The 5,687-nt window shown below is 60.1% G+C and carries 4 protein-coding genes; all 4 read left to right on the top strand.

Features of this window, described 5'->3' with window-relative positions:
* Positions 1–848, top strand: an 848-nt coding sequence (locus PLU72_17120) for a HEAT repeat domain-containing protein (GenBank protein HOT29901.1), incomplete at its 5' end; no start/stop codon positions are given.
* A gap of 88 nt (positions 849–936) precedes the next feature.
* Positions 937–3,636 (top strand): DEAD/DEAH box helicase family protein, encoded by a 2,700-nt coding sequence (locus PLU72_17115; GenBank protein ID HOT29900.1) that lies wholly within the window; start codon positions 937–939, stop codon positions 3,634–3,636.
* A gap of 82 nt (positions 3,637–3,718) precedes the next feature.
* Entirely contained in the window at positions 3,719–5,134 is a 1,416-nt protein-coding gene (locus PLU72_17110; GenBank protein HOT29899.1) for a class I SAM-dependent DNA methyltransferase, read from the top strand.
* A 68-nt stretch (positions 5,135–5,202) separates the two neighbouring features.
* Positions 5,203–5,687, top strand: a 485-nt coding sequence (locus PLU72_17105; GenBank protein HOT29898.1) for a restriction endonuclease subunit S, incomplete at its 3' end; no start/stop codon positions are given.

Genomic DNA, 5,687 nt, shown 5'->3' with positions numbered 1-5,687 from the left:
TGGTGCCGGCGCTTCTCACCCTCCTCGAGGAGAAAAACTGGCCTGTCCGAAAGGCGACGTACGACAGCCTGACCCTCATTCACGACCTCAACCCCGAGGCGGTCCTGAAGGCCCTGCACAGCGCCTCGGTCGAGGCAAAATACTGGGTCATCAAGCTCGTCGCCGTCAACTGCGATCCGGCGCTGCTCCGCACTTTCTGCGAAATCGTCGACCGTGATCCCGAGGAGTCGAAGCTCGAGGCCATCCGCGCGATCGCGATGATCGAGACGCGCGATGCCCAGAAGGTGCTCGTCGGCTACCTCTCGCACAAGACCTGGATAATCCGCAAAACCGCCGCCGACGCGATCTGGGAACAGGGCCTCGACGTCGGCGAGGAACTCCTCTCCGCCGCCGCCGACCCTAACGTCGACGCCCGCTACTGGTCCGTGCGCGTGCTCGGACGCAGCAACGAGCCGAAGGTGTTCGGTCGCCTGCTCGACTCGCTCCACGACCCGCACTCGTCGGTGCGCGCCGCCGCCTGCCAGGCCCTCGGCTCGATGGGCGACCGCCGCGCCCTGCCGCCGCTGATGGAGCTGATCGCCGACCCGTCCGAAGACGTGCGCACCGCCGCCATCTTCGCCGTCAGCCTGATCGGCGACAAGGATGAGCGCATCGCGAGCCAGCCTTCCGTGCCCAAGCATCTCAAGCCCGAGAATCAGATGCCCTGCCCCCACTGCCAGAAGTCGATCGGCCGCTCCTTCACCTTCTGCCCCTTCTGTCTCGGCCATCTGAAGAACGCCTGCCGCAAATGCGGCCGCCCCATGGAAGCCGGCTGGAAAGGCTGCCCCGACTGCGGCCAGCCCGCCTGATGCAATAACATAGATTCTTTGATAAAATACTTCGGACACCGGCTCCTCAAAACGGCCGGTGTCCGAATCTCTTTTGAGTCGAATCGAGATGAACCGGCAATCATACACCGACGAATCCGAGAGGCAAACCCGCCGAGTGCGCATCGACACGAAACTGCGCGCTCTCGGCTGGTCGATCGTCGATCATGAAGAAGGCCTTGTTCATGCCTCGCTGACTGCCCACGCCGTGCGGGAGTATCCCACCGAGAACGGGCCGGCGGATTACGCTTTGTTCGTCGGTGGAGCCTGGCTCGGCATCCTCGAAGCCAAGCGCCTGGCCGTCGGCCCCCAGAATGTCCTCGAACAGGCAAAACGGTATTCGCTTGGTGCGACCGTCGCTTCCGGCAACTGGCAGGGGTATCGGGTTCCCTTCCTCTACTCGTCCAACGGGGAAACGCACTGGTTCATCGATATTCGCGATGACAAGGCGCTCTCCCGGCAGATCGGAAATCTTCACACCCCGGCCGCCCTGGTCGACATGGCCGCTTGCGACCAGCAGAAGGCCCTGTCATGGCTTCAGACAACGCCCGTAACCGACATCGCGCGCCTTCGCCCTTACCAACAGCAGGCGGTGAGCGATACCGAAACCGCCCTGGGAAAGCGGAAGCGGGCTCTGCTCATCGCCATGGCCACCGGAACCGGCAAGACGTTCACCATCGCCGCCCTGCTGTACCGTCTCCTGGCTTCCGGATACGCCCGCCGTATCCTCTTCCTCGTCGACCGCAAAGCCCTTGCAGCCCAGGCCGTTCGTGAGCTGGCCTCGTTCAATACGCCGCACGGCCGGAAGTTCGACCAGGAATACGAAGTCTATTCCCAGCGCTTCAAGCGCGAAGATTTCGACGAAAACGAATCCTTCGATCCGAAGGTTCTTCCCGAAGCCTATCTGACGAGGCCGGACGGCACGCAGACGTTCGTCTACGTCTGTACCATCCAGCGCATGGCGATCAATCTGTTCGGCCGGGAAGGCGGCTTCGCGCAGGATGCGGCCGATCCGGAACTGACCGACGATGCGGACTGCCTCGACATCCCAATTCATGCGTTCGACGTCATCATCGCCGACGAGTGCCACCGCGGATACACGGCCGCCGACGATCTCGTCTGGCAGAGGACCATCGATCACTTCGATGCCGTCAAAATCGGCCTGACCGCGACACCGGCCAAACACACCGTGGCCGTCTTCGGGGAACCGGTGTTCCGCTACACCGTCCAGGAGGCCATCCATGACGGATGGCTGGTCGACTACGACGCCGTTGCGATCAGATCGGAAGTTCGTATCAAAGGCACGTTTCTGAAGGAAGGCGAACGGGTGCATTACGTCGACACAAAAAGCGGCACGCAGCGGCTCGACCACCTCGAAGACGAGCGGAAATATGAATCGACCGATATAGAATCAAAGATCACCGTGCCCGAGTCGAACCGGAAGATCATCCAGGAAATCGCCCGATACGCCCGGGAACACCAGGCCCGCACCGGCCGCTTCCCCAAGACGCTGATCTTCGCCGTCAACGATATCCAGCACACCTCTCATTCGGACCAGCTCGTCTCGATCTGCCGGGAGGTGTTCGGCGAGGGGGATGCATTCGTCCAGAAGATCACCGGGAACAAGAACGTCGACCGGCCGTTGCAGCGCATTCGCGAGTTTCGGAACCGGCCGGCTCCGAAGGTTGTCGTCTCCGTCGACATGCTTTCGACCGGCATCGATATCCCGGCTCTCGAGTTCATCGTGTTCCTGCGGCCCGTGAAATCCCGCATCCTGTGGGAACAGATGCTCGGACGCGGCACGCGCCGGTGTCCCGACATCAACAAAACCCATTTCACCATCTTCGACTGCTTCGGCGGAACGCTCATCGAGTATTTCAAGGATACCGGAGGCTTCGAGGTCGATCGTGGGGGAACGAAGCCGGTCGGCATCGCCGAGATCATCGAAAATATCTGGCAGAATATAGAACGTGAGTACAACGTCCGACGGCTGGTCGGCCGGCTGCGCCGCATCGAGAAGGACATGTCGGGCGAGGCCCGGGACAAGTTCGCGAAGTTCATTCCCGACGGCGATATCGGAGCCTTCGCGGAAGGTCTTCCCGACCGGATGAAGAACGATTTCACGACGGTCATGGGCATCCTGCGCGACAAGGAGTTCCAGGAGCTTCTCGAGCATTATCCCCGGGCGCCCCGCACGTTCCTGATCGCACCGGATGCCCCGGATAAGGTGACGTCGGAATACAAGATCCGGCGAGGGGACAAGCTACTCGTGCCGGCCGATTATCTCTATGAATTTTCCGCCTTTGTCGCCGGAAAACGGGATGAGATCGACGCGTTGCGCGTCCTGCTGAACAAGCCGAAAAGCTGGTCCGTCGAGACGCTCGAAGACCTGCGCCGGTTGTTGCGGGACGCGGCATTCAGCGAAGAGGACCTGCGGAAGGCGCACGAGATCGTTCACAAGAAGCCGTTGGTGGATGTCATTTCGATGGTGAAACACGCCGCGATGGCCCAGGAGCCTCTTCTGACGGCGGCGGAGCGCGTCGACCGTGCGCTCGCCAACGTCTGCGGCGGCGCTTCATTTTCCGAGGAGCAGAAGGCCTGGCTCGCCCTCATTCGCGAGCATCTGGTCACGCACCTCTCCATCGGAAAAGAGGATTTCGTGCAGATCCCGATTTTCGAGAGGAAAGGCGGCATCAGCCGCGCCAGAAAAGTCTTTTCCGACCGTCTCGACGAGTTTTTGTCGCAGCTCAACGAAGCGATGGTTGCCTAAACCGGCCGCATCGTGTTCAATGGGACCCTCACCCGCGCGGTTAGCGGCGGCCGAGTTACACCAATGAAACGATGGTGCCACGATGTCTGATATCGTCAACAAACTCTGGGGCTTCTGTCACACGCTGCGCCACGACGGCGTCGATTACGGGGATTACATCGAACAGCTCACGTACCTGCTGTTCCTGAAGATGGCCGACGAGAAGGAAGTCGAGATTCCCAAGGGGTGCGGCTGGGGAAGCCTGAAGAATCTCTCCGGTCAGCCGCTCATCGACCATTACACCGGCATCTTGCAGAAACTGCGCGATGCAAAGGGGCTGCTGGGCGACATCTTTGCCCAGGCCATGCCCCGGTTCAACAATCCCGTCAACCTCAAGAAGCTCGTTGCCATGATCGACGAGGAGGAGTGGACTGCGCTCGACGTCGACGTGAAGGGTGAGGCGTTCGAGGGGCTGCTGGAAAAAGCCGCATCCGAAGGGAAGAAGGGGGCCGGCCAGTATTTCACGCCGCGCCCGCTCATCCAATCTATCGTGAGTGCTATGAAACCAGACCCGCGCGGGAAGGCTGATTTCACCATCATCGACCCCGCCTGCGGGAGTGGCGGATTCCTCATGTGTGCTTGGGAATGGCTGATCGGCGAGACGAAGGGCGCGATCGACCGGCGCGAGATCAAGCGGATCAGGGAACGGACCTATTTCGGGCAGGATCTCGTCGCCCGGCCGCGTCGGCTGGCCCTGATGAACCTGTTCCTGCACGGCCTGACGCCGACGATCTATCTCGGCGACACGATTTACGAGCCGGAACGGGGCGAGCGGTACGACGTGATTCTGACGAATCCGCCGTTCGGCACCAAGGGCGCGAACCAGGTGCCTGACCGGGACGATTTCACCATCGCCACCTCGAACAAGCAGTTGAACTTCGTCCAGCACTGCATGAGCATTCTCAAACCCGGTGGCCGGGCCGCGATGGTGCTGCCCGACAACTGTCTCTTCGAGGACAAGGCCGGTGAGGTGTTCGAGATTCTGATGCAGGACTGCAACCTGCATACGATCCTGCGTCTGCCGCGAGGGACGTTCACGCCGTATTCTCAGGGCGTCAAAGCCAACGTCGTGTTCTTCCAGAAGGGGCTCCCGACCGAACAGGTCTGGATCTACGATGCACGTGCCAATGTCCCGAGCGTCACTAAGAAATCCCGGCCCCTGACCCGCGAGCATTTCCGGGAGTTCGAAGCCGCCTACGGCGCCGACCCGGCCGGCCGGAGTCCGCGAACGGATGCCGGGCCCGAGGGCCGGTTTCGTCGGTTCCACATCAGCGAGATCAAAGAGCGGGGCTACAAGCTCGACATCACCTGGCTCAAGGATGAATCCCTGGAAGACGCCGACGAACTCCCCGAGCCCGACGCCCTGGCCTCCGAAGCCATCGCCGAACTCGAAGCCGCCGTCGACGGCCTCCGTGAAATACTGATGATGATAGAAACAAATGGGCAAGAGAAATTATGAAGCTTGTTCGGTTATGCGATCTAACTCAGCCAAGGCGTGAAAGGGCTTCTCCAAAAGGGGAACCTGATATGCCCTTCATTGGCATGGAAAATATTGAATCTCATTCTCGGCGTGTTTTACGGTTCGAACGAGCAGGTGATTATAAGTCTGATGGCTTTCGTTTTTTCCCGGGTGACATATTGTATGGCCGACTTCGCCCATATTTGAACAAAGTTTGGTGTGCAGATCGAGAGGGAATTTGCTCAGGTGAATTTATTGTTCTTCCACCCTCAAAAAGCATTGATAGTTCACTTCTTGCATATGCGCTTAGCCAGCACGATTTTGTGTGTTTTGCTAGCGATTTGAATAGAGGTGATCGACCCCGGGTAACATTTGAGCAAATCGGGGAATACGAACTAGAAATACCAGAGACAGTTGAAGAGCAGAAACGTCTTGCTGCAAGACTTAACCGCATTACGGCTCATCTCGGCGAGGTGAAGGCCCGCCTTGCCACCATTCCCCCCCTCCTCAAACGCTCCCGCCAATCCATCCTCGCCGCCGCCTGCTCCGGCCG

The organism is Candidatus Ozemobacteraceae bacterium (assembly GCA_035373905.1).
GTDB lineage: Bacteria > Muiribacteriota > Ozemobacteria > Ozemobacterales > Ozemobacteraceae > MWAR01.
The sequence above is the reverse complement of the archived record's forward strand: the minus strand, read 5'-3'. Positions and strand labels throughout refer to the sequence as shown.